The organism is Gilvibacter sp. CC01 (assembly GCF_055755295.1).
This window is the reverse complement of record NZ_CM146909.1, coordinates 1,811,887-1,834,692: the sequence shown is the minus strand read 5'-3', so window position 1 is coordinate 1,834,692 and position 22,806 is coordinate 1,811,887. Positions and strand designations below refer to the sequence as shown.

Genomic DNA, 22,806 nt, shown 5'->3' with positions numbered 1-22,806 from the left:
CGTATCTTAGACTGATGAAAAAATTATACGCAATTCTCAATGCGCTTGCTCTGTTGGCAACTATTTATGTGAATTACCTGTCCAACACAGGAGCCATTGCCGGGAAAACAATTGGTGGTGTTTCTGATGATCTGAATACCCTTTTCACGCCTGCTGGTTATGCCTTTGCCATTTGGGGATTGATCTATTTACTGCTTATTGGTTTTGTGATATACGGACTTGTGGCTGCATTTGGCAAGGTGCGTGACGATTCCTTTTTAGAAAAGACAGCAGCTTGGTTTTTACTTTCCTGCGGAGCCAATATGGCGTGGATCTTCTGTTGGCTCTATGAGTGGACGGGATGGTCTGTGGTTTGCATGTTTGTGATCTTAATTGCCTTGCTGGTCATTGTTGTGAAGAACGAAATGGAACTCTATGATGCTGCCATTCCTACCATTGCTTTTGTTTGGTGGCCCTTTGTGATCTACAGCGGATGGATAACTGTGGCGAGCATTGCCAATATCTCCGCCTATTTACATAAAACCAATTGGGACGGCCTCGGCTTGTCCGAGGTCACTTGGACCATCATTGTAATACTTGTTGCCGGAGCCGTGAACTTGGTCGTTACCTGGAAGCGCAACATGCGAGAATTTGCCTTAGTGGGTGCTTGGGCTCTAGGCGCTATTGCCGTGGCGAATTGGCATACGGAAGAAGCCATTGCTAACACCGCCATGCTAGTCATGGGAATTCTAATAGGCAGCAGCACTTTGCACGCAATTAGGAATTGGAAGTACAATCCGCTGTTTAAACTGCTGGAATACTACGGGAAGCGTTAAATAATTCTTATTTGATTTAGGAGTTGCTTTAAAAACACAAAGGAAGATATTATCTTTGCCATCCCATGAGTAAAACGCTGGTACAATCGGTGTTCAGAGAGTCTTCTTCTTTAAGAAAACTAGGGGAAGCTATATCCAAAAATCAAGCGAGGACAACACTATCGGGCCTACACGGCTCTGCCTTTTCAATTGTTGTAGCTCAGCTCTTCAAAGAAACAGACCGGCCATTTCTTTGTGTTTTTAACGACAAAGAAGAAGCCGCTTATCACCTCAACGACTTGGAACAATTGGTTGGTGAACAGGATGTGCTTTTCTTTCCTGGCAGTTACCGCCGCCCTTATCAAATAGAGGAAACCAACAATGCCAACGTACTGCTACGGTCCGAAGTGTTGAACCGCATCAACTCGCGAAAAAAGCCGGCGCTTATAGTGACCTACCCGGAAGCACTTTTCGAAAAGGTAGTCACCAGAAAAGAATTGGAGCGCAATACCCTCAGCGTAAAAGTGGGAGACGAACTCTCTTTGGATTTTGTGAACGAAGTATTGTTCTCTTATCAGTTTAAACGCGTTGATTTTGTTACTGAGCCAGGAGAATTCTCTGTTCGTGGAGGAATACTGGATGTGTTCTCCTTTTCACACGACGAACCCTATCGCTTGGAATTCTTTGGCAATGAGGTAGACAGTATTCGCTGTTTCGATGTAGAAACCCAGCTTTCCACAGAGCAGGTAAAACGCATTGGGATCATTCCGAATGTGGCCAACAAATTACTGGAAGAACAGAGGGCTTCCTTTTTGGAATACATTGCCAGAAAGACTGTGGTCTTTACCGCTAATCAACGCTTGGTCGAAGAAAAACTCGATGATTTTTACCAAAAAGCAGAGGAAGCCTTCGCCGAACTGGATCAGACGGTTAAACAACTCAAACCAGAGGAATTATTTATTAACGGTAATACTTTTTCTGCGCTGCTGGAATCCTTTACTCACGTAGCGGAGGTGCCTTCTGATGGAGAGATCGCTTTTAAAACCCAACCGCAACCCCCATTTAAAAAACAGTTCCCGGTACTGATCAAGGATCTGCAGCAAAAGCATGCCAAGGGCTATACGAATTACATATTTTGCGATACCGTTGAACAAGCCAAGAGATTTAAAGATATTCTAGAGGACGCCCAAGACGATGTTCAATATCAAACTGCGGTGTTCTCACTATATTCGGGCTTTGTCGATGCGGAATCTAAAACAGCTTGTTATACCGACCATCAGATCTTTGAGCGTTATCACCGCTTCCACCTTAAAAATGGCTACGCTAAAAAGCAAGCCATCACCTTAAAGGAACTCACCAATTTAGAAGTTGGAGATTATGTGACCCACATCGACCATGGGATCGGGAAATTTGGTGGTTTGCAAAAGATAGAGGTCGAGGGCAAATTTCAAGAGGCCATTAAACTCATTTACGGCGACAGAGACATATTGTACCTCAGCATACATTCTTTGCACAAAATTGCGAAGTACAACGGCAAGGACGGTACCGCTCCGAAGATCTATAAATTAGGATCCAACGCCTGGAAAAAACTCAAGCAAAAGACCAAGAAAAAGGTCAAAGAAATTGCCTTTAATCTTATTGAATTATACGCCAAGCGTCGTTTGCAAAAAGGCTTTCAATACGCTCCGGATTCGTATTTGCAGCACGAACTGGAATCATCATTCATATACGAAGACACGCCAGACCAAACCAAAGCCACAGAAGACATTAAACGCGATATGGAAAGCGAGCGCCCTATGGATCGCTTGGTCTGTGGAGATGTTGGATTTGGTAAAACAGAGGTCGCCATACGCGCAGCTTTTAAAGCCGTAGACAACGGAAAACAAGTCGCGGTTTTAGTGCCAACTACCATACTTGCGTTCCAACACCACAAGAGTTTCTCTAAACGTATGAAGCGCTTACCCGTCAATATTGATTATCTGAATCGCTTTAGAACCACCAAAGAGCGCAATAAGGTATTGGAAGATCTGGCTAGTGGCAAATTAGATATTGTTATCGGGACCCATCAATTGGTAAATAAAGGCATTAAGTTTAAAGACCTCGGTTTACTGATTATAGACGAGGAACAGAAATTTGGGGTAGCCGTTAAGGACAAGCTTAAGACCATTAAAGAAAATGTAGATACACTTACGCTCACGGCAACACCGATTCCACGTACCTTACAGTTCAGTTTAATGGCAGCCAGAGATCTATCAGTTATCAATACACCTCCGGCAAACCGCTACCCTATTGAAACGCGGGTTATCCGTTTTTCTGAGGAGGCGATCCGTGACGCCTTGCGCTACGAGATCTCTAGAGGTGGGCAAGCCTTTTTTGTCCATAACCGTATTGAAAATATTCAAGAGGTAGCCGGAATGTTGCAACGCCTTTTGCCTGATGCCAAAATTGGCGTGGGTCATGGTCAAATGGATGGTAAAAAACTCGAAAAGCTCATGCTTGCCTTTATGGACGGCGCTTTTGATATTTTGGTCTCTACTACCATCATAGAAAACGGTTTGGACGTTCCTAATGCCAACACCATATTTATAAATAATGCCAACAACTTTGGCCTTTCTGACCTACACCAAATGCGGGGCCGCGTTGGACGAAGTAATAAAAAAGCCTTCTGTTATTTCATTACACCACCCTATTCTGCCATGACCACAGATGCGCGCAAACGCATACAGGCCTTGGAACAATACACAGAACTTGGGGGTGGTTTCAAGATCGCTATGAAAGACCTCGAGATTCGAGGTGCTGGAGATATTCTTGGAGGAGAACAAAGTGGCTTCATAAACGAGATCGGCTTTGAAACCTATCAAAAGATCTTGGCAGAAGCTATAGAAGAACTTAAAGAGAAAGAGTTTAAATCACTCTACCAGGGTCAAGAAGAAAAGGACAAAAAGTGGATTAAAGAGACAGTTATCGATACTGACTTTGAGCTCTTGTTCCCGTCGGAATATGTAAACAACATTAGCGAACGCTTAAATCTGTATCACAAGCTCGGCGAATTAAAAGACGAAACCGAATTACAAGCTTTTCAGAATGAATTGGAAGACCGCTTTGGTCCACTGCCCGAAGAAGCACAAGACCTACTAGACAGCGTGCGCATTAAATGGATGGCCTTAGATCTAGGCCTAGAACGCGTCCTTATGAAAAAGAACAAAATGGTAGGCTACTTTATCAGTGATCAACAGTCAGGTTACTATCAAAGTAACAGTTTTGGTAGGGTATTGAGCTATGTGCAGCAGCATCCCGATAAGGTTAGCATGAGCGAAAAGCAAACGCGAACAGGACTCAAACTCTTGTTGCGATTTGGAACCATTAAATCTGTACCACAAGCGCTAGCTGTGTTGAATCCGCTGCATCAAGCAACTCAAAAGTGATAAAAGGCATCCTTGATATGGGTGATCTGCTGCTGCTTGCTGTTTAAAAGCACAGCCACTATATCGAATCGAATTGGATACTCCCAGTCTTTTTGACGCACAAAGGCGTCTGCCGCTTTGACCATTAGTCGGATCTTTTTGGGAGAAACAAAACGCTGTGGATCGCCAAAATAGTCGGAGTTTCGTGTTTTGACCTCCACAATGATAACAAGATCGTCCTGAAAGGCAATAAGGTCTATTTCGGCTCTTTTGTAACGGAAATTTCGGGCAAGGATCTCATAACCTTCCCGCTTTAAATACTGGATTGCGATAGCTTCGCCACGTTGGCCCAGAGCGTTGTGATAACTCATAAATATTTCAAACTTACTGCTCGGGGAGTAACTTCGAAATTTGCCTGCTGACCAAAAATCAGCGGATAATTGTTGTGAATATGACCGATGGGCGCGTCAAAAGCCACCGGATAGTCATAGGGTTTGACCAAGTCTAAGATAATTTCTTTTACCGTCTTTCCAAAAGGGATGCTGTTGTCGTGAATTTTGGTGAATCCACCGACTATAAGTCCGCAAAGGTCCGAAAGCAGTCCATTATTCTTAAGATTTCTGAGCATGCGATCGATGTGATACAAATATTCGTCCAGATCTTCTATAACCAATACCTTGCCACTAGTTGGAACCTGATACGGACTCCCGCACATACTATAAAGCATAGAGAGGTTTCCGCCGGTAAGCTCAGCTCGACCACTACCGTGACGATTGGAAGCAGTAGTTGCAAACTCCAATTCAGTTGTACTGCCGAACAATAGCTGTCTCAAAGCTTCTAAAGCATTCTGGTGATTGCCCAAGGCTGTAGGTAGCTCCGCCAGGTCTATGGGCATGGTAGCGTGAATACTGGCTATCCCTAGATTTTGCAGGACATTATGAAATACCGTTACATCGCTGTAGCCTAGAAGCCATTTTGGATTCCTTTTCAGTGAAGAGAAATCTAAATGCTCTAATAGTCGAATGCTGCCATAACCTCCACGGACACTCCACAAGGCTTTGATCTCAGGATCATCTAAAAGTTGCTGCATCCCCTGGGCGCGAACCGAATCAGGTCCTGCAAACTGGTGGTGCGGCTGAAGAATATTCGGAGCTAAAACTGGAACTAAATTCCAACTTTCTAAGAGTTTCAAAGCCGGCTGAAGTTGCTCCGCGGTAATAAAACGTGCCGGGGCAATTAAACCAATCTTATCTCCAGGAGTCAAAAAATCCGGTGTAACCATCCGTAATTGTATTACGTCAAAGATGCAGAATTGAAAACAATAGACAAAATATGGCCTGATAATCCTCTCATTTGTCAGATTTTCAGTACATTGAAACAAAAAATCTATTAATCCGAATTGCCTATGGAAGCTACTACCCTGTGCAATACTTCGCCTATTACACCCTATGTTCCCACCGGAGACAATCCTTGGGATTTAAATAAGGCGATCCACATTAGCCGCCGCTTGGCCTTTGGGGCTTCGCAAGCAGAGCTAGACAATGCCTTGACTATGTCTCCCGATGCTTATATTGATCTATTGGTCGATGAAGCCGTGGCTATGGAACCAACACCAACTCCACCTTGGGGTTATTGGAACCTGACCAACTTTACCGATTACGACACGGAGAACAATGAATATATTGAAAGCTGGAGGCGACAGACCGCTTACGACCTTTTGCAGAATCGCTTGCGCGATAGGCTTACGTTTTTCTGGATGAATCATTTTGTGACCGAGCTAGAGACCTATTTCTACTCGCCCTATATGTTCCAGTATTACAACATCAATCAGACCCATGCTATTGGTAATTTCAAAGACTTTGTTTCCGACATAGGAAAGTCTGGCGCCATGCTGTTTTATTTGAACGGCTTTCAAAACACGCGATTCGAACCCAATGAGAATTACGCAAGAGAGCTGTTTGAGCTCTTTACTTTGGGCTTGGACAACAACTATACAGAAGTTGACATTCAGTTCACGGCAAAAGCCCTTACGGGTTGGAATCACTGGGACGAAGTTGGCGGTGAGATCTATTTTGAGGATTCTACTTGGGACCCGAGTGTAAAGAACATCTTTGGACAAGCCGGTCTTTGGAAATACGAGGATGTGATCAATATCCTTTTCGAACAACGCCCTACGGAGATCGCTACTTTTATTTGCACCAAACTGTACAAGTTCTTTGTGAGTCATGAGGTGTCTGATTTTGCTCAGGCGGAGATCATTGCACCCTTGGCAAACACATTTATCACAAGCGGATTTGAATTGGCGCCCGTACTGCGTCAGCTCTTTAAAAGCGAACATTTCTTCGACAACTTGGCACAAGGAGTTGTAGTAAAAAGTCCGTTCGATTTCTTGTTCAATTTTACTACGGAGGCAGAACTGACCTACAATGATGCTGTAGTTAACGGCCTGAACTATTACGCTGCTGTATTGGGGCAAGAAATGTATGAACCTGTAGATGTGGCCGGTTGGCAACGTGACCACGATTGGATAAGTTCCAGTACTTTGACCGGGCGCTGGCAGGTTATTGAACTCTATGCGTTTTATATTTTAGGAAACTTCCCAGAAGATCTCAGGAATTTAGCCCTTAACCTTTCCGGAGACAGTAATGACCCGGAGTTTATCACTACTGTGATTGCCGATAGACTCTTGGGTAAACCTTTCCACACCTTGTCTGATTACGAGGTGGCGATAGATGTATTTAAAGGCGATGTCCCGCAAGGTTACTACGACGACGGCACTTGGAATTTGTACTGGGACACTGCTCCCGCGCAAGTTGCCGGATTATTGATTCACTTGGCCAAGGCCCCAGAGTTCCAACTTAAATAGAATTGCTATGTGTAACAACCATTTTCCTTCCTCGAACTATAAGAAGCTGCACGATATTAACCACGACAAGGAGCACAGCCATTGGAGCCGACGATCGTTCATTCAAGCTTTAGGGCTTATGGGTGGCGGTACTGTCATGTTGGGTGGAACCAATTTGACTGTTTCACGACCTTCGCCCTTAGCCATGGCCCTGACAGAATCAGAAAATGACAATATTTTAGTGATCATTCGTCTGAAAGGTGGTAACGACGGTCTGAACACCATAGTTCCCGTTTACGATTATGACACCTACGCCGGATTGCGTCCTAATATACGACTAGCAGAAAGTTCGCTCTACGCCTTAGACGCTGACTTTGGCTTACCGGAATTTATGAGTCCCTTGCAGTCCGTTTGGGGTAATGGCAGCATGAAAGTAGTACATGGTGTGGGTTATCCAGATCAGAATTTCTCGCATTTTGAATCCTCTGATATTTGGGCAAACACCAATACGTCGGACCCAGGTGAAACCGGATGGTGGGGACGTTATTTTGAAGAGTTATATCCAGACTATCTGGTGAATCCACCGGCTGTTCCTCCAGCCATTCAAATTGGAAGTATCGGTAACCTGATCTTTGATGGCCTAAACAGTAATTATGCCTTTACTGTGGCCAATCCGGATCAATTGAGTTCCATTGCCTCTACAGGAGTGGTACATGACGTGACCGATATTCCAGAATGTTATTACGGAGATCAGTTGCAGTTCTTGCGCGCTGCTACCAACACAACCTTCGCCTATGCCAGTGTGATCAATGAAGCATATGAAGGAGCCACTAACGACGCTCCATACGATACGCGTGAACTCTCCAATCAGTTGGCGATTATCGCTAGACTGATCAAAGGCGGTCTAGGCACTAAAGTATTTATGGTTACTCTGGGTGGTTTCGATACACATGCCAACCAGTTGACCTACCACAATGAAATCATGAATGATCTCTCTTTAGCGGTAAAGAACTTTTATGATGATCTAGCCACTGCTGGTTGGGACGACAAAGTACTTTCTATGACCATTTCTGAGTTCGGTCGACGCCCCTTTGAGAATGGTAGTCTTGGAACCGATCACGGATCGGCCTCTACCATGATGCTCTTTGGAAGCGGACTCAACGGAAGCGGTTTCGTAGGCTCTCACCCGAGCCTTACTGCAACAGATCCCTTTGGCAACCTGATCTTTAATCAAGACTTTAGGAACATTTATGCCAGCATTATGATCGAGTGGATGTGTATTGATGAGACTACGGTCAATTCCGCCTTGCTAAATACTGATTTCGAAATGGTAGATCTTGGCTTTGCCTGTAGCACGGCTTCGGTCAATGATTTTGAAGATGTGAATCGCTTTGCACACACGGCTACCTACAGAGACAGTTCTACCTTCATCAATTTCAACATGCCTTTCTCTGCGCATGTCAAAGTGGTCTTGTATAATATCGTAGGACAAGAAGTTGCAACTCTGACCAATGATATGAAGTTTGCAGGAGCGCATGAGATCGATGTGAAGAACGCGGCCAACACCCGATTACATACCGGACAATACATTTATCGTATCAGTATCGGCGATCAGCACTTTAGTAAATCTATTGTGATTAGATAAGACCTTAAGCCGCGCCAGTCGCGGCTTTTTTTTGCCTATTTTTGTGCTTTGTTTTCTACTCTTATGGCACAACCCAAAAGATATACAATTACGGCAGCCTTGCCGTATACTAATGGTCCAATACATATCGGACATTTGGCTGGCGTTTATGTACCTGCCGATATTTATGCTCGTTACCAACGCCTTAAAGGGCGTGATGTCGTATTTGTCTGCGGAAGCGACGAACACGGTGTAGCCATTACCATTAAGGCTAAAAAAGAAGGCATAAGTCCGCAGCAAGTAGTAGACCGCTACCACAAGATCATTAAAGATTCTTTTGCTGATTTTGGGATCTCCTTCGACGTATATTCGCGCACATCGGCGCCGATTCACCACCAAACTGCAAGTGACTTCTTTAAACAAATGCACCAAGATGGTAAATTTGTTGAACAAGTTACGGAGCAATTGTACGATGCCGAAGCCGATCAGTTCTTAGCGGACCGTTTTGTCATTGGAACCTGCCCAAAATGTGGTTATGAATCCAGTTATGGAGATCAGTGTGAAAACTGTGGTACTTCTCACAATGCCACCGATCTGATCAACCCTAAATCGGCCATAAGCGGCAGTACGCCAACATTGAAATCTACCAAACATTGGTTCCTGCCGCTCGACCAATACCAAGACTGGTTGAACGAGTGGATCGTAGAAGGCCATAAAAAAGATTGGAAGCCCAATGTCCACGGACAAGTAAAATCTTGGATCATGGACGGACTCAAACCTCGTGCCGTGACCCGCGACTTGGATTGGGGAATCCCTGTCCCAGTGGAGGGGGGTGAAGGCAAGGTACTTTATGTGTGGTTCGATGCGCCTATTGGTTATATCTCTGCTACCAAAGAATGGGCAGCAGCTACCGGAAACAACTGGGAGCCCTATTGGAAAGACGAGGATACCAAATTGCTTCACTTTATTGGCAAAGACAATATTGTTTTTCACTGTATCATCTTCCCAAGTATCCTGAAAGCTGCAGGCGATTATATCATGCCAGACAATGTGCCGGCCAATGAATTCCTGAACTTAGAAGGCAATAAACTCTCTACTTCGAATAATTGGGCGGTCTGGTTACACGAATACCTTGTAGATTTTCCGGACATGCAAGATGTCTTGCGTTATACTTTAACGGCAAATGCTCCGGAAAGTAAAGACAACGATTTTACTTGGAAGGATTTTCAGGCGCGCAACAATAACGAACTGGTTGCCATTTTTGGAAACTTTGTGAATCGTGTTGTAGTGCTTACCCATAAGTATTACGGCGGAGTGGTTCCGGCACCTGCTGAGTTTACCGAGGCCGATACTCAGGTTTTGGAAGGCATCAAACAGCTAAAGGCAGAGATAGAATCTTCCTTGGAGCAATACCGATTCCGCGAAGCCTTAAGCATTCTTATGAAAGTGGCCCGTAGCGGAAACGAATACCTCGCCAGTCAGGAACCATGGAAAAGTATTAAGACCGATGAGACTCGCACCCAAACGGTCATGTTTGTTGCAGCTCAGATCACTGCGGCGCTCGCCGTGTTGTCGGAGCCCTTCTTACCACATACCAGTGACAAGCTCAAAGCCATGCTGCATCTGGATGGCGAGTCAGTCAACTGGCAAAATTTGGAAGAGACCACAACCTATTTGCCAAGTGGACATAACATAGCGACAAACCAACTGTTGTTCTCTAAGATAGAAGACGCCCAAATACAAACACAACTAGACAAATTGGAAGCCACCAAAAAAGCGAACGAAATGGAAAACGCTCAAGCCGAACCTCAAAAAGATATTATACAATTCGACGATTTCACCAAGATCGATATGCGGGTAGGAACCATCTTGAAAGCCGAGAAAATGGCCAAGACCAAAAAACTAATGGTCATGGAGGTCGATACCGGTATTGATACCCGAACCATTGTATCGGGAATTGCAGAACATTATTCTGCAGAAGAATTGGCAGGCAAACAAGTTACCGTATTGGTCAATCTGGCACCAAGACCATTACGCGGGGTAGAGAGTCAAGGGATGATCCTCTTGGCAGAAGACGCAGATGGCAAATTGGTGTTCATGTCTCCAGAAGAAGCCGTTAAAAACGGAAGCAGTATTAGTTAAATGATCCGAATCGCCTATCATCCCATTTACAAGCATCCGCTGCCCTTGGGACATAGGTTCCCGATGCAGAAGTACGAACTTTTGCACCGCCAACTTTTACATGAAGGCACCTGCGAGCCAGAGCAATTCTTTGTGCCTGGCCAACCCGATCTTAAGGCCATAAAAGCCGTACACGATCCGCAGTATGTACACGACCTGTTAAATCAAAACATCGAGACTAGAGCTGCGCGCAAAGTTGGATTTCCAATGTCTGAAAAACTCATCGAGCGCGAATTCACCATTGCTCAAGGCACTTTGGAAGCCACAGAGTTCGCCTTGCAACACGGTTGTGCTTTGAACATTGCCGGGGGAACACATCACGCTTTTAAGGCAAGCGGCGAAGCCTTCTGTCTTTTAAACGATCAGGCAATAGCCGCACGCAATCTTATCAGCATGCAAAAGGCAAAACAGATCTTGATCATTGATCTGGATGTACATCAGGGCAACGGCACTGCAGAGATCTTTGATGGAGACGATACGGTTTTTACCTTTTCCATTCACGGGGCTCATAATTATCCGTTCCGCAAAGAAAAATCTGACTTAGATATCGGCCTACCAAACGGCACCAAAGACCAAGAATACTTAGAAGTGCTGGCTTTTCATTTACCGAGATTATTAGATAAGGTGAAACCTGATTTTATCTTTTACCTCAGTGGGGTGGATATCCTTGCAACAGACAAATTAGGTAAGTTGAGTTGCACCATGGAGGGATGTAAAACTCGAGACCGTATGGTATTAGACGCTTGCTACCAACGCGAGATCCCGGTTCAGATAAGTATGGGAGGTGGCTATTCACCAGATATCAAGATCATCTTAGAAGCTCATGCCAACACTTACAGAATCGCTCACCAATTTTGGAACTAATAGCTTTTTATCCAGAGTGAATTGGTGAAATAACTACGAGTATCTAAAAAGTGTTTCTTCACTTCAAATCCTGCAGTTTGTGCCATACCTTCTAACTCCTGAAAACTGTATTTTTTGGAGAGTTCTGTCCAGATAAGTTCGTCTTTTTTGAAACGGATCTGCTCGTCGGCTAAATCGACTATTTGGTCTGTAAGACTTACCAAATAGCTCCGTACTTCTCCACTTAAAGGGTTATAATAACAATAAAACTCGAATTGATCGCGATCAAAATTCGCATTGAGTTCCCTGTTAAATCTGTCTAGCAGATTCAAATTAAAATTTCGGGTAATTCCATGCGGATCGTCGTAAGCCTTGCGAATAACCTCTGGATTCTTTTGTAGATCTGCACCCAATAAAAGTGCATCTCCTGCGGCCATATTCTGATGGAAAAGCCGCAACAAATTCAAGGCATCGGCTGGCATATAATTACCGATATTACTGCCTAGAAACAATAATAAGCTGGGATTGGATTCACTTTGCAATCGGTCTTTTAGTACTTCGAAATAATCACCGACTTTTGGATTGAGCTTTAATCTGGGTAAGCGCTTAGTAAAATCCGCAGCTAAACCATCAATAGCGGCTTTGGAAATATCTACTGGCACATAGGTCACCTCGCGATTAGCGCTGTCCAAATAGCTGAGTAGTTCAAAGGTCTTACTACCATCGCCGGCGCCGAGTTCAACCACATTGAAAGGTCCGTCAAAACCTGTTTCCGTTATGATTTCTGCGGCCTGCTGGGCTAAGATCTCCTGCTCAGCATTGGTGAGATAGTATTCTGGCATTTCCATGATCTGTTGAAAGATCGCACTGCCCTTATCGTCATAAAAATACTTGGAAGAGATGTATTTTTCAGGAGCTGAAAGACCTTGCAATATTTCGTTCACTGCTGTTGGACTCATGAGCGCACAAGTCTTAAGCCGGCAAATTGCCAACGCATATGTGGATGGAAAAAGTTTCTATAGGTAGGTCTACTGTGCCCTTCGGGAGTAGAAACAGATGCTCCACGCAATACTTTCTGATTGACCATAAACTTGCCATTGTATTCGCCAACTGCTCCGGCCTTCTTTTCAAAACGCGGGTATGGTAAAAAAGCGCTGCTAGTCCATTCCCAGAGTTTCCCCCATGAAAAGTTATCGGAGGCAACTTCCCATTCGAACTCGGTAGGCAGTCTTAGATCTTTCCACTCGGCAAAGGCCGCCGCTTCGTAATAACTTAAATGCATCACAGGCTCGACAGGATTCACGGCAACTAGCCCTTCCATACAATAGCGGAACCACTCACCTTCTATCTCGTGCCAATACATAGGCGCTTTGATATCGTTCTCATTGATGAACTCCCAACCTTCTGCATGCCATAAATTAAAATTCTGGTACCCTCCGGCCTGTATAAATTCTATATATTCCTGATTGGTCACCAGTCGGTTAGAGATTTCAAAAGCCTCTAAGTAAACCTTGTGCCTACCCTTTTCTATATCGAAATGGAAGCCGTCGCCATCATAACCAACCTCATAAAGTCCTTCTTTTACAGGAATAAATTCTTGCTCATGAGTTTCATTGGGCAAATTATAAACTCGTCCGTAAAGCGGAAAAGTGGGCTGATTCCCGAAAAGACACTTGATATCGTAAGCCAATAGTTCTTGGTGTTGCTCTTCGTGGTTGATGCCCAATTCAACAAGCTCAAACACCTCTACTGGGCAATCCTCACGGCCTAATAGCTCGGCGACATTATCAGTAACATGCCTGCGATAATCCATAACCTCAGTAACTAATGGGCGTGTCATTAAACCGCGATTCGGGCGCAACACTCTGTCTCCTAAATTGTTGTAGTAGCTGTTAAACAAATAGGCGAAGTCTGCATGATAGATCGCGTAATTGGGTTTGTGTGGTACTAAAACGAATTGTTCAAAGAACCAAGTGGTATGGGCCAAATGCCATTTGGGCGGCGAGGCGTCGGCCATAGGTTGAACCGAATAATCTTCTGTCTTTAAAGGACTACAGATCTCTTGAGTGCGGTTTCGAGTTTTGAGAAAACGATCTCTTAACATGCTATAGGAGTTTAGTATCGATGATGGTTGTAGAGGTCAGAGTTTTATGAACAGGGCATTTACTGGCAATTTGTACTAGGCGTTCGCGCTGTTTATCGTCTAAGTCTCCGACAAACTCTAGCGTCTTTTGAATGTGATCAATTCGACCCACGGCATCTGAGTCTTGACCTTGTGGTAAGTCGTCGGCATGCTTTTTGGAATAGGTCACGTAACAGAACACTTCGCGTAGATCCCATCCTTTATGCTGGGCATACATCTTTAAGGTCATTACGGTACAAGCCCCTAAAGCGGCATTGAGCAATTCGTATGGCGAAGGGCCAAGATCGTCTCCCCCTACAGCATTGGGTTCGTCTGCAATAAGGGTATGGTGCGGCGTAAATACTTCGGAGGTGAAATTGTTCTCCAGATCCAAATGCACCACTACCTGCTCTCCTTTGGTCGAGATAAGTTCTTGGTCCAATTCCGGGAAGTACTTTCCTGCCCAGGTTCCTATCATATCCGCGACATAAACGGCGTCGACCTTATTGGTCAATAAATGATCTGCTCCATCTAAAGAAATAAAACTCTTTGGGTGAAAAGCAGCATGATACAATTTAGCCGCATTCTCTATGCCCACTGTGGTGTCTTGTGGAGAATGCATGATTAGGTAAGGCACCTTTAGACCATTAATGGTTTCCAGAAGATTTCTAGAACGAAGATCTTCTACAAATTGTTTCTTGATTCGGAAAGGGCGTCCTCCGATATTGACTTCCGCAGAACCTGTCTCCTGAATTTCTTCAAGACCATCTGCAAATAAATGTGTTACGTGATCTACCTCTGCCGGAGCTCCAATGGTCACCATGGCCTTTACAGAATCCAAATGGGCTGCCGCCGCCAAGACCGCAGCTCCTCCTAATGAATGTCCAATGAGCATGGCCGGAGCCTGATACTCCTTTTCCAAATAATTAGCAACCGTGATCAGATCCTCCACATTGCCAGAGAAATTCGAATCGGCGAATTCTCCACTGCTACGCCCAAGACCTGTAAAGTCAAAACGCACAACTCCAAACCCGTGATTGGTAAGCGTTCTACTGATATACCTAACCACACTCAGGTTACTGTTGCAGGTAAAACAATGGGCAAAGATTGCGTAGTGCCTCACCTTGCCATTGGCAGGGACTTCCAAACGTGCAAATAGACTGCCATTGGAGTTAGCGATCTCTATATTTTTGGTTTTCATGCTTTAGTTGTTCGCAATTTTTCGCTGTGTAAACGGCGTAGCTTTTGCAATTTTGGGGTAATCACATAACTGCAATAGCCTTGATTGGGCTGTTTGTTATAATAGTTCTGATGATCTTCTGTGGCTGCATAAAAAGCTACTGCCGGACTCAATTCTGTTACTATAGGCTCATCGTAATAGGCCTGCATCTCTTCCAATACCTTAGCAGCTGTTTCTCGCTGCTGCTCGTCGTGATAATAGATCACAGATCTATATTGAGTGCCTACATCTGCCCCTTGCCTGTTCAGGGTGGTTGGGTCGTGGGTGGTCATAAAAATCCGTAGCACATCAGCATAAGAGATCACTGATGGATCAAACTCCAATTGTACCACTTCTGCATGCCCAGTTAGTCCACTACATACCTCCCTGTAAGTAGGATGCCCGGGAACCTGGCCTCCGCTGTATCCAGACACTGCGGAATGTATGCCGTTTACTTCTCTAAAGACCGCATCTACACACCAAAAACAGCCTCCACCTATTGTTGCTACTGATAGCGTATTACTCATGAGCTGCTTCTTTTTTTAAATCGATCGATAGGGAATTCACACAATAGCGCAATCCGCTTGGCGCCGGCCCATCTGGAAACACATGCCCCAAATGCGCATCGCACGTATTACATTGTATTTCCACGCGCACCATCCCGAAAGAAGTGTCTTTGATATATTTTATCGCATTTTCTTTGATAGGTTGGGTAAAACTTGGCCAACCACTGCTGGAATCGAATTTTATTGTGGAATCAAACAGCGGTGTGTTGCAACATACACAATTGTATTCCCCAGCTTCATAAACACTGCAAAGCTCCCCAGAAAAAGGTCGCTCTGTTCCGTGTTCTCTTGTTATCCGATATTGTTCTGGGCTCAATAAATCACGCCACTCAGCTTGCGTTTTCTCTACGCGCTTATCGGGCTCAGGATTCCCTTTTACCGAAAATCTAATAATGTCGTTCCAATTTAACATAGCTTGTTTTTCAATGAATCTATGAAGTTAAAACATATGAGTCGAAATAAGGAGCAATAACTGTCAAGGTTTTGTGAAACTTTCTCCAGAAGAGTTAGTTGCCTCTAATTAACTCAAAGGCTTCCTTAAAAAAGGAAAAGCCGTCGGTCTGGGCATCTGCTACGGCCAAAACACCTCCTGTAAAACCGTCTCTATGCCAGTGGCCTTGGTTTAAATCCGGAACATCTTCTGGCAAAAAGGATTGCCCGTCTTTGTAGCAACTTAGATAAAAATACATTTTAGCTTCTACCTCGTCTGGAATAGCCATACCCCAGCCAACACCCAATCCTAAAAAATAATAGAAACTATGAGAACTTTATTAATTGCAATAGCCTTTGTATTTGGTGCTGGACTTACTGCCCAAGCGCAAGACAGCATGAAGAAAACCATGAACGACAAGACACAAATTGTTGCCCTAGAGCAAACAAAAGGGCAATTCACCCAACAGCAAGTGGAACTAAAAGCCGGAGATTATGTTTTTGCCATTAGCAATAACAAGGCCGGAGTGGATGTTGGCTTTGTACTAGTTCCAAAAGGTGCCGATGCCTCAAACCCTGACAACCACATCAAAGCGGCTTATGTAACGCAAGTAGTGGCAGAAGGAGCTACCGAAAAGTCCAATGTTGTGCATTTAGAAGCTGGCGAGTACGTGTACTTTTGCCCGCTTAACAAAACACCACAGTATACCCTAACTGTAAAGTAGGTGTGTTTAGTTAGTTGATGGAAAACCCCGGCTCTCTGGTCGGGGTTTTTTTTATAAATGGATTGCACAGATATGACACTTATCATAACTCAATGCCTCAAAAGCCTGCAACTTTGCAGCTGTAATTAAAAATACAGCCGATGAGATCTTCTCTAAAGTTTGTTGACCTTCACCAAGCAGTTTCTGTTGTTAATTCTGGCGACCGTATATTTTTTCAAGGTGCAGCCATGACCCCAAATGAACTTATCGATGCCCTTTGTGCAAGACATGCACAACTTCGAGATGTCGATATTGTTCAAATACATACCGATGGCCCTGCTCGCTATATGGAGGCGCCGTGTAATGAAGCCTTTAATTTATTTAGCTGTTTTGTGGGCGCTAATGTTCGCAAAGGTGTGAATTCCAACAAAGGTGACTACATACCTATTTTCTTGAGCGAGATTCACTTACTTTTTAGAAGAGGTTTACTGCCTTTGGATGTAGCCTTTATCCAAGTTTCACCTCCAGATAGACACGGTTATTGTTCTCTTGGGGTTTCGGTTGATGTTGCCTACCCAGCTATACAGTACGCCAAAAAAGTAGTCGCCCAAGTTAATCCGCAGGTACCAAGAACACATGGCGATGGAATTATTCATGTTAGCCAAATTGATGTTGCCGTAGCTGTAGATCGTCCAATTCACACTGCGCAGGCTCCTGCATTTACCGTGGTAGAGCAAAAGATAGGTGAGCATGTCGCCGCCTTGATAGAAGATGGCGCTACCCTTCAAATGGGCATTGGAAGTATTCCAAACGCAGTTTTGCACAATCTACAAGGGCATAAAGATCTTGGAATTCATACAGAGATGTTCTCCGACGGAATCTTACCATTGATTGAAAATGGCGTGATTAATGGCAAACACAAAAAACTCAAACGCGGTAAGATAGTAACCACTTTTGCTGTGGGTTCTGAAGCGCTTTATGATTATGTTGACGACAACCCGGCTGTTCATTTTAAAGAAGCTGCTTACACCAACAACAACGCTTTAATAATGATGAATCCAAAAGTTACCGCGATAAACAGCGCTATAGAGATAGACCTTACTGGTCAAGTATGTGCCGATACTATAGGAACCTACCAATATTCTGGCGTGGGAGGTCAAATGGACTTTATTCGTGCAGCCGCTCTATCAGAAGGAGGCAAACCCATTTTTGCCATGCCCTCTACCACCAAGAAAGGCGATTCAAAAATAACAGCACAATTAATGCCCGGTGCCGGAATCACCACAACTCGTGCCCATGTTCATTATGTGGCAACCGAGTATGGCGTGGTGAACTTATTCGGTAAAAGCTTAAAACAACGCGCAAGCGCATTGATCTCTATTGCTCACCCTTCACATCGAGAAGCTTTGGAGCGCGAAATGAGAGAACGCTTTAAAATGTAGGGCAGTCCGAAGACCGCCCCTCAGCGCTTGGGGAGCCGATTTAGGCTTTGCCCAAAAGCAGTAGTTCGTTCACCATGACTTCGGTGACATATCGTTTGTTCCCATCTTTGTCGTCCCAAGAACGGCTAGTGAGCTTTCCTTCTATAGCGATCTCCTGCCCCTTGGTCACGTAGTTCTCTACTATATTGACCAAGCTTCCGCGAACAATGACGTTATGCCATTGGGTACGCTCCACTTTTTGGCCTTGTTTGTCTTTGTAGCTGTCGTCTGTAGCCATTGAGAACTTGGCAATCTTACCGCCGTCGTCAAAGGTTAAAACTTCTGGTTCTTGCCCAAGTCTTCCGATCAACTGTACTTTGTTTCTAAGTGCATTCATAATAATTTAATTTAAAGGTTAACAGTTAAGTCTATCGAACCACCATGATCCGACAGGGCAAACATAGAGCCCCAAAAAGCACCAAGTCGGTTGACTTTCGTTTACACTTAATTGTTGTTGTTTCTAATTATTTGTTGTCGGCTAATGGTGTGCATTTATAAATTGACGCAAGTCTGCCAGAAAACAAGCTGTGAGCGAATTCATAATTCCTTATTTTTCACATAGCTCCCCCATTAATAATTATAATAATGGAAAGAGAATGTCTGGAATGTGGAGCTGTCTTGGTTGGCCGCTCAGACAAGAAATTCTGTGATGACGGTTGTAGAAATAACCACAATAATCGGATCAATAGGGCGAATACCAAGACCATTCGCAACACTAATAATTCCTTGATGCGCAATTGGCGCATACTGAATAGTCTCAATCCGAAGCAAAAAAGCAAAACCTCTAGATCTAAATTGCAAGAGTTGGGATTCAATTTCAACCTCTACACCAGAATCTATACCACCAAGGCAGGGCGCGTTTACTATTTTGTCTACGACCAAGGCTATTTACCGTTAGAAAACGATTATTTTGCATTGGTAAAACGCCAATAGTCCACTCATGAACGAAGATTTAGCTATCCCTTTGATATTCTTAGCAATCGTGCTGACCAGTGTAGGCTTAGGGTACATTTATAGCAAGAAGAACAAGATTTTACGCGAGCTCAAAAAAAGTCCATCCAAACCCATAAATACCGTAAAAGAGAAAGAATATGTCAGGCTACATGGCGTAGTGGAACCCGTGGATGAGTGTATAATCGCCCCTTTGAGCAAAAGACCATGCGTATACTATCACATCATTGTAGAACGCAAAGGAGATAAAAGCTGGCATACGGTAATAAACGACCTAAAATACAGCGACTTCTATCTGGCATCAGGTGGAGAAAAAGCCCGTATCAGAGCTCACGACAAGCGCGCATTAATGTTTCATTTGGTTGTGGACCACAACAAACGCAGTGGTTGGTCCACAGAACCAAGCGCGGCCATGACCTCCTATTTAAAATCTAAAGGATACGATGGTAAGACCTGGCTTTTTAATACCAACAAGACTTTGCGCTACAAGGAAGCCGTTCTGGAACCTGGAGAACAAGTTGTGGTAAAGGGTATTGGACGTTGGAAACGGCTAGAACAACCCATAGCCGGTTATAATTATTCCCGATTGCTAGAGCTTAGTGGAAACTTTAGGCAGCGTCTTATTGTCACAGATCTGCCTAAAGCTTTAAAAGTATTACCGAAGCGATAAGCCTACCAACTTCGCCCTTTGAGCTGTAAGGCTGCCTTAAGCACATCTTTCTGACTGATCTGCCCTACCAATTTTCCATCTTCGACGATAGGAAATCGGCGGCGTTTAGAATTGATGAAACGCTGAGCGGCATCGAATACATTCAAATCGCCGTCTATGGTTTCTACGTCCGTAGCCATATGCTTTTCTACCGTGATATTATCCATAGGTTGATTGTAGTAGCGACTCTCACTGATCTGTTTCATACAATCGCCCTCCGAGATGATCCCCACAAGCTCTCCTTTATCATTGACAACAGGACCTCCAGAGATCTTGTGTTTGATAAGGGTGTTCATTACCTCTAGCACCGGTTGATCGGGCCGAAAAGTGATCAAGTTGCGAGTCATATAGTCCGAAACACGAATGTTTTCGGCCGACCCTTTGACAGGTTTGGAGCGTCTTGCAATGTAACTTTTAATGGCCATGATCTTACTGTTTTATCCTAATATACAATTATTTAGCTAAAGTCGGTTACGGGAAAGCAGCAAAGGGAGGAAACCAATTATTTATCTTAATTTTAAGCAATGCGGTTAGATTCCGCAGTATGACCACTTAAACACATTGGATGAAACGCACTTCCCACCTGCTGTCCTTACTACTGCTCATTGGCTTGGTTTGGTACAGTTTTTACAGCTTAATGCCCACAAAAATCTCTGATGAATCTGCAGCCGAAACCGAATTCTCGACCGCTAGAGCCTTAGTTCATTTAGAGGAGATCGCTGCGGAGCCGCATTATTTAGGTTCTCCCGCACACGCAAAAGTCCGAGACTATATCGTCTCTCAACTCGAGGCGTTAGGCTTAGAGGCCAGTGTACAAGAAGCCTACGATCTGAATCAGAATTGGGGGCAACTGGTTAAACCAAAGAACATATTGGCCCGCATTGCAGGTAGCGGAGATGGTAAATCACTTGTACTGCTTTCTCACTACGACAGCGCTCAAAGTTACAGCCACGGTGCCAGCGATGCCGGTTCTGGGGTAGTGACCATATTAGAAAGCGTACGCGCATTTTTGGCCAGCGGAACAACTCCCAAAAACGATATTATCATTTGTATCACAGATTCTGAAGAATTGGGTCTAAATGGAGCTTCCACCTTCGTGAATCAACACCCTTGGGCCAAAGATGTGGGCTTAGTTTTAAACTTCGAAGCTCGCGGAAGCGGAGGCCCGTCTAATATGATTGTGGAGACCAATGGCGGCAACAAAAACCTCATCCAAGCCTTTGCAGAAGCCAATCCAGATTATCCGGTGGCCAGTTCACTCATGTATAGCATTTACAAAATGTTGCCTAATGATACAGATAGTACTGTTTTTAGAGAAGATGGTGACATTGACAGCTTCTTTTTTGCCTTTATAGACGATCATTACGATTACCATACCGTTAACGACAACTACGAGAATCTGGACAGAAATTCTTTAGAACATCAAGGATCATATTTGATGCCCCTTCTAAGCTATTTTGCCGATGCGGATCTGGGAGGTCTCAAAGCGGAAGAAGATCATGTCTATGTGAATCTGCCCCTGGTGAAATTTATAAATTATCCCTTCTCTTGGATACTACCCATGGTATTATTGGGGTGGTTCATTCTATTAGGCCTGTTGCTTTGGGGTACCAAAAAAAGAGCGCTCCAAGGCAAGGCTTGGGCCAAGGCTGGCGGGGTGTTTTTGCTCACCTTGATCGTTGCCGGACTTTTGACACAAGGGCTCCTATGGCTCTTGTATAAAGTTTATCCGCAATACGGCGAAATTCAACACGGTTTTACCTACAATGGGCATTATTATATTGTGGCCTTTGTCATGCTTACCTTGGCCGTTTGCTTTGGGCTTTACAGTCGTTTTTGTCAGGGAATCTCAAGAGCGAATCTCATGATCGTTCCACTAGTATTGTGGATGATCATCAATACGGCCATAGCAATCTATCTGCCAGGGGCCGCCTATTTTATCATTCCTGTTTTCTTCGGATTCTTTATACTGGCATATCTAATAAAATATCCGGAAGCCAATCCGCTACTTATCACCTTACTTTCGGCACCTGCGGTGCTTATCTTTAGCCCCTTGGTTCAGTTTTTCCCAGTGGGTTTAGGGCTAGAGATGTTGGTAGCCAGTGTTGTGTTCACCGCACTGTTGTTCGGCCTTATCGCTGCTGTGACCGGAGCCTTTCCGTTTAATAAATACCTCTGGAAGGTCAGCTTGTTTTTCCTGCTGATCTTTTTGATCACCGCTCATACCCAGAGCAGTTGGTCAGAAGAGCGGCCCAAACCAAACTCATTGGTCTATTATCAGGATAATCCAGAGCAAGAAGCTTATATGCTCACTTACGACGGCATTCTTGATGAGTGGACTAGGGCTGTTCTAGGTGATGAACCCGTGGCTGCAGATTCTCTGGTTAGCTCTGTGGCAGGGAGCAAATACAATACCGGATACTCTTACGGCAAGCTCGTTACAAGCGCAAACATAGCAAGCCTAGAGGGCAGGTTAACAGCAGACACTCTCAATGCCAACCGTTTTACACTTACCCTAGAGCCAAAGCGAGACTTACAGCGCATTAGCATTTATGCAGATACCAGTTATCACTTCAAAGCTTTAGCTTACAATGGCCAAACCATTGCCGCCGACAGTAGCGGTCTAATTTGGCCCAAACGACGCTCTAATTTTATGGGCGTATATCTGATAACCGACGGCGACCCACTGACCATAGATTTTGAATTAGCAGACGCCCAAATGCCAGAATTTCAGTTCTTATCTTATTCTTATGATCTGCTAGATCGGCCTGAATTTGAAATCCCAGAGCGCAGTGCAGCTATGATCCCCTCGCCCTTTGTAGTAAAGGATGCGGTTGTTACCAAAGACCGCTTTAATACAGCAGAGATGCTTCCTAGTGTACAAGACAGTATAGCTCCGCAGTAAAAAAAAGGCCTTCCCAAAACGGAAGGCCT

At 44.4% G+C, this 22,806-nt stretch carries 21 protein-coding genes; 11 read left to right on the top strand and 10 right to left on the bottom strand.

Translation table 11 applies throughout. The features are described 5' to 3' along the window. Positions 1-14: 14 nt before the first annotated feature. Complete coding sequence (locus tag AC0J2F_RS08675; protein WP_473007306.1) at positions 15-815, top strand: tryptophan-rich sensory protein; 801 nt, start codon at positions 15-17, stop codon at positions 813-815. A 65-nt stretch (positions 816-880) separates the two neighbouring features. Beyond that, on the top strand, positions 881-4,219 hold the full coding sequence (gene mfd / locus AC0J2F_RS08670) for a transcription-repair coupling factor (protein ID WP_473007305.1): 3,339 nt from the start codon (positions 881-883) through the stop codon (positions 4,217-4,219). Here the strand turns inward: mfd and AC0J2F_RS08665 are convergent. Beyond that, a complete protein-coding gene (locus tag AC0J2F_RS08665) occupies positions 4,210-4,569 on the bottom strand; it encodes a YraN family protein (RefSeq protein WP_473007304.1) in 360 nt (119 codons plus the stop codon). The two genes, mfd and AC0J2F_RS08665, sit on opposite strands and share 10 nt — an antisense overlap. Then, entirely contained in the window at positions 4,566-5,480 is a 915-nt protein-coding gene (locus AC0J2F_RS08660; RefSeq protein WP_473007303.1) for a S66 peptidase family protein, read from the bottom strand. Before AC0J2F_RS08660 ends, AC0J2F_RS08665 begins: the two co-directional genes overlap by 4 nt. A 123-nt stretch (positions 5,481-5,603) precedes the next feature. Here AC0J2F_RS08660 and AC0J2F_RS08655 point away from each other — a divergent pair, with 123 nt between their 5' ends. The 4 genes from AC0J2F_RS08655 (at position 5,604) to AC0J2F_RS08640 (ending at position 11,712) form a co-directional block, all read left to right on the top strand. Next, positions 5,604-7,064, top strand: a complete 1,461-nt coding sequence (locus AC0J2F_RS08655) for a DUF1800 domain-containing protein (protein ID WP_473007302.1) — start codon at positions 5,604-5,606, stop codon at positions 7,062-7,064. 7 nt (positions 7,065-7,071) lie between these two features. Then, on the top strand, positions 7,072-8,688 hold the full coding sequence (locus AC0J2F_RS08650) for a DUF1501 domain-containing protein (protein ID WP_473007301.1): 1,617 nt from the start codon (positions 7,072-7,074) through the stop codon (positions 8,686-8,688). A gap of 63 nt (positions 8,689-8,751) precedes the next feature. Continuing rightward, entirely contained in the window at positions 8,752-10,809 is a 2,058-nt protein-coding gene (metG, locus tag AC0J2F_RS08645; RefSeq protein ID WP_473007299.1) for a methionine--tRNA ligase, read from the top strand. After that, positions 10,810-11,712, top strand: a complete 903-nt coding sequence (locus AC0J2F_RS08640) for a histone deacetylase family protein (RefSeq protein ID WP_473007298.1) — start codon at positions 10,810-10,812, stop codon at positions 11,710-11,712. Here AC0J2F_RS08640 and egtD read toward each other — a convergent pair. The 6 genes from egtD to AC0J2F_RS08610 all read right to left on the bottom strand — a co-directional run bounded on the left by egtD (position 11,709) and on the right by AC0J2F_RS08610 (position 16,335). After that, positions 11,709-12,650 (bottom strand): L-histidine N(alpha)-methyltransferase, encoded by a 942-nt coding sequence (gene egtD, locus AC0J2F_RS08635; RefSeq protein ID WP_473007297.1) that lies wholly within the window; start codon positions 12,648-12,650, stop codon positions 11,709-11,711. The two genes, AC0J2F_RS08640 and egtD, sit on opposite strands and share 4 nt — an antisense overlap. After that, positions 12,647-13,795 carry an ergothioneine biosynthesis protein EgtB gene (egtB, locus tag AC0J2F_RS08630; RefSeq protein WP_473007296.1) on the bottom strand — a complete coding sequence of 383 codons (1,149 nt, stop codon included), beginning with the start codon at positions 13,793-13,795 and terminating at the stop codon, positions 12,647-12,649. Before egtB ends, egtD begins: the two co-directional genes overlap by 4 nt. A 1-nt stretch (position 13,796) precedes the next feature. Beyond that, positions 13,797-15,014, bottom strand: coding sequence for a bifunctional alpha/beta hydrolase/OsmC family protein (locus AC0J2F_RS08625; RefSeq protein WP_473007295.1), 1,218 nt, complete (start codon positions 15,012-15,014; stop codon positions 13,797-13,799). Beyond that, positions 15,011-15,559 carry a peptide-methionine (S)-S-oxide reductase MsrA gene (gene msrA / locus AC0J2F_RS08620; protein ID WP_087523678.1) on the bottom strand — a complete coding sequence of 183 codons (549 nt, stop codon included), beginning with the start codon at positions 15,557-15,559 and terminating at the stop codon, positions 15,011-15,013. The genes AC0J2F_RS08625 and msrA overlap by 4 nt, the downstream gene beginning before the upstream one ends. Then, the gene (msrB, locus tag AC0J2F_RS08615) at positions 15,552-16,010 is read right to left on the bottom strand and encodes a peptide-methionine (R)-S-oxide reductase MsrB (protein WP_374959388.1); all 459 of its coding nucleotides are present in this window, start codon (positions 16,008-16,010) and stop codon (positions 15,552-15,554) included. Before msrB ends, msrA begins: the two co-directional genes overlap by 8 nt. Positions 16,011-16,104: 94 nt before the next feature. Then, a complete protein-coding gene (locus AC0J2F_RS08610) occupies positions 16,105-16,335 on the bottom strand; it encodes a hypothetical protein (RefSeq protein ID WP_473007294.1) in 231 nt (76 codons plus the stop codon). A gap of 21 nt (positions 16,336-16,356) precedes the next feature. Between AC0J2F_RS08610 and AC0J2F_RS08605 the strand changes: the two genes are divergently transcribed. Both AC0J2F_RS08605 and AC0J2F_RS08600 read left to right on the top strand, forming a co-directional pair. After that, entirely contained in the window at positions 16,357-16,752 is a 396-nt protein-coding gene (locus tag AC0J2F_RS08605) for a cupredoxin domain-containing protein (RefSeq protein WP_473007293.1), read from the top strand. Between the two features lie 140 nt (positions 16,753-16,892). Next, positions 16,893-18,173, top strand: coding sequence for an acetyl-CoA hydrolase/transferase family protein (locus tag AC0J2F_RS08600; protein WP_473007292.1), 1,281 nt, complete (start codon positions 16,893-16,895; stop codon positions 18,171-18,173). 40 nt (positions 18,174-18,213) lie between these two features. Here the strand turns inward: AC0J2F_RS08600 and AC0J2F_RS08595 are convergent, their stop codons facing one another. Beyond that, entirely contained in the window at positions 18,214-18,549 is a 336-nt protein-coding gene (locus AC0J2F_RS08595; protein WP_473007291.1) for a single-stranded DNA-binding protein, read from the bottom strand. Positions 18,550-18,797: 248 nt separating this feature from the next. Between AC0J2F_RS08595 and AC0J2F_RS08590 the strand changes: the two genes are divergently transcribed. Further along, positions 18,798-19,145 carry a hypothetical protein gene (locus AC0J2F_RS08590; protein WP_473007290.1) on the top strand — a complete coding sequence of 116 codons (348 nt, stop codon included), beginning with the start codon at positions 18,798-18,800 and terminating at the stop codon, positions 19,143-19,145. 7 nt (positions 19,146-19,152) lie between these two features. Beyond that, a complete protein-coding gene (locus tag AC0J2F_RS08585; protein WP_473007289.1) occupies positions 19,153-19,833 on the top strand; it encodes a hypothetical protein in 681 nt (226 codons plus the stop codon). Between the two features lie 2 nt (positions 19,834-19,835). On the opposite strand, the gene AC0J2F_RS08580 is transcribed toward AC0J2F_RS08585, so the two are convergent. Next, positions 19,836-20,297 carry a CBS domain-containing protein gene (locus tag AC0J2F_RS08580; RefSeq protein ID WP_087523695.1) on the bottom strand — a complete coding sequence of 154 codons (462 nt, stop codon included), beginning with the start codon at positions 20,295-20,297 and terminating at the stop codon, positions 19,836-19,838. Positions 20,298-20,437: 140 nt separating this feature from the next. Between AC0J2F_RS08580 and AC0J2F_RS08575 the strand changes: the two genes are divergently transcribed. Beyond that, positions 20,438-22,777: a M28 family peptidase gene (locus AC0J2F_RS08575; RefSeq protein WP_473007288.1), complete on the top strand. Its 2,340-nt coding sequence runs from the start codon at positions 20,438-20,440 to the stop codon at positions 22,775-22,777. Positions 22,778-22,806 lie beyond the last annotated feature (29 nt).

Bases quoted from the DNA above. Each gene is read 5' to 3' on its own strand.
- AC0J2F_RS08675 (WP_473007306.1), top strand. From the start codon at position 15: ATGAAAAAATTATACGCAATTCTCAATGCGCTTGCTCTGTTGGCAACT.
- mfd (WP_473007305.1), top strand. From the start codon at position 881: ATGAGTAAAACGCTGGTACAATCGGTGTTCAGAGAGTCTTCTTCTTTA.
- AC0J2F_RS08665 (WP_473007304.1), bottom strand. From the start codon at position 4,569: ATGAGTTATCACAACGCTCTGGGCCAACGTGGCGAAGCTATCGCAATC.
- AC0J2F_RS08660 (WP_473007303.1), bottom strand. From the start codon at position 5,480: ATGGTTACACCGGATTTTTTGACTCCTGGAGATAAGATTGGTTTAATT.
- AC0J2F_RS08655 (WP_473007302.1), top strand. From the start codon at position 5,604: ATGGAAGCTACTACCCTGTGCAATACTTCGCCTATTACACCCTATGTT.
- AC0J2F_RS08650 (WP_473007301.1), top strand. From the start codon at position 7,072: ATGTGTAACAACCATTTTCCTTCCTCGAACTATAAGAAGCTGCACGAT.
- metG (WP_473007299.1), top strand. From the start codon at position 8,752: ATGGCACAACCCAAAAGATATACAATTACGGCAGCCTTGCCGTATACT.
- AC0J2F_RS08640 (WP_473007298.1), top strand. From the start codon at position 10,810: ATGATCCGAATCGCCTATCATCCCATTTACAAGCATCCGCTGCCCTTG.
- egtD (WP_473007297.1), bottom strand. From the start codon at position 12,650: ATGAGTCCAACAGCAGTGAACGAAATATTGCAAGGTCTTTCAGCTCCT.
- egtB (WP_473007296.1), bottom strand. From the start codon at position 13,795: ATGTTAAGAGATCGTTTTCTCAAAACTCGAAACCGCACTCAAGAGATC.
- AC0J2F_RS08625 (WP_473007295.1), bottom strand. From the start codon at position 15,014: ATGAAAACCAAAAATATAGAGATCGCTAACTCCAATGGCAGTCTATTT.
- msrA (WP_087523678.1), bottom strand. From the start codon at position 15,559: ATGAGTAATACGCTATCAGTAGCAACAATAGGTGGAGGCTGTTTTTGG.
- msrB (WP_374959388.1), bottom strand. From the start codon at position 16,010: ATGTTAAATTGGAACGACATTATTAGATTTTCGGTAAAAGGGAATCCT.
- AC0J2F_RS08605 (WP_473007293.1), top strand. From the start codon at position 16,357: ATGAGAACTTTATTAATTGCAATAGCCTTTGTATTTGGTGCTGGACTT.
- AC0J2F_RS08600 (WP_473007292.1), top strand. From the start codon at position 16,893: ATGAGATCTTCTCTAAAGTTTGTTGACCTTCACCAAGCAGTTTCTGTT.
- AC0J2F_RS08595 (WP_473007291.1), bottom strand. From the start codon at position 18,549: ATGAATGCACTTAGAAACAAAGTACAGTTGATCGGAAGACTTGGGCAA.
- AC0J2F_RS08590 (WP_473007290.1), top strand. From the start codon at position 18,798: ATGGAAAGAGAATGTCTGGAATGTGGAGCTGTCTTGGTTGGCCGCTCA.
- AC0J2F_RS08585 (WP_473007289.1), top strand. From the start codon at position 19,153: ATGAACGAAGATTTAGCTATCCCTTTGATATTCTTAGCAATCGTGCTG.
- AC0J2F_RS08580 (WP_087523695.1), bottom strand. From the start codon at position 20,297: ATGGCCATTAAAAGTTACATTGCAAGACGCTCCAAACCTGTCAAAGGG.
- AC0J2F_RS08575 (WP_473007288.1), top strand. From the start codon at position 20,438: ATGAAACGCACTTCCCACCTGCTGTCCTTACTACTGCTCATTGGCTTG.